The organism is Vibrio sp. 1874 (genome assembly GCF_033344395.1).
Lineage (GTDB): Bacteria > Pseudomonadota > Gammaproteobacteria > Enterobacterales > Vibrionaceae > Vibrio > Vibrio alginolyticus.
Window position 1 is genome coordinate 1 of the sequence record NZ_JAWPOR010000160.1, and the last position, 1,096, is coordinate 1,096.

At 46.8% G+C, this 1,096-nt stretch carries 1 protein-coding gene; it reads right to left on the minus strand.

Annotated features, from left to right (window positions below; translation table 11 throughout):
• Window positions 1–819, minus strand: an 819-nt coding sequence (locus R8N46_RS25315) for a DMT family transporter (protein ID WP_318189790.1), incomplete at its 3' end; no start/stop codon positions are given.
• Window positions 820–1,096 lie beyond the last annotated feature (277 nt).

A 1,096-nucleotide genomic window follows, 5' to 3' on the forward strand; every position in this document is an offset into this window, starting at 1 on the left:
AATCAGCAGACAACCAACAAGTTTATTGGCCGTCAGAACTTCACCATACCAAAGAATGCTGAGAACAACCGTCCAAACCGGCTCTAAGATCATAATCAGTGCCGCATTCCCTGCTTGGACAAACTTTTGCCCCATCGTCTGCATAACGTAACGCAAACTTGTCGCGAGCAACGTACTGAGCGCAAACCACCACCAAATGGATGAATCCACCTGCTCTGGTCGTGATTCCATCAAGAACGACACCAACAGACCTAGACAGCCTGCCGAAAACAGCTGCACACAAGTCAGTAGTAATACGGGCAACTTCTGCGAATATTTGCTGTTTACATTAAAGTGTAGCGCCAAGATAAGCGCCGCTCCAAGAAACCAGAGTTGACTCGCAGACTGCTTCCAACCTCCAGCCAATGAAAGGCACGCTAAACCAATCACCGCAATAGGTAACGAGATCCAAAAGATGCGCTGAGGGCGTTGTTGAAACATTACCCAAGCCACGATTGGCACGAACAGCATCGAGAGGCTCATAATAAATGCGCCCTCGCCTAGCGTATCGCTGATTGAAATGGCGTAAATCCACGTCATCACAGCGCCGCCAAGCAGCAAACCTACGCCACTGGCTGCCAACACGTCTTTTAACCGTGCCGCTTTTAGTGGTCGGTAACACAATGGCAGTAAACAGAGAGAGGCGATGGTAAATCGCAAGCCAATAAAACCAAAGGGAGGCAGCCCTTGTATGGTTTCTTTGGAAAAAATCCAGCCCAGTGCCGCTATCATCGTAGTGGCCACCAGAATCACGGTCGCTTTGCGTTCTGAGTTAAACATAATTACTCACAAAAAGGCCTGATGAATCGTCATCAGTGGGGATATTTATATCGATTTTAATCTACGAAAGTTATTTATATTCGTATCGCAAATGCTGACGAGGTGTGTAATAAGAATGGAAGATGTTAACGTTTGCGAAACGTCGGCATTATACATTGCAGGTGAGATTTCATCGAGAAATAACAGCGTGTTGCCTTCCTCGCTATAAACGGTATTCGCGAAGCGAGGAAGGAAAACTAGAACCAAGAATGGGCTCTTTGAAGCGGGAGTTTTTGAA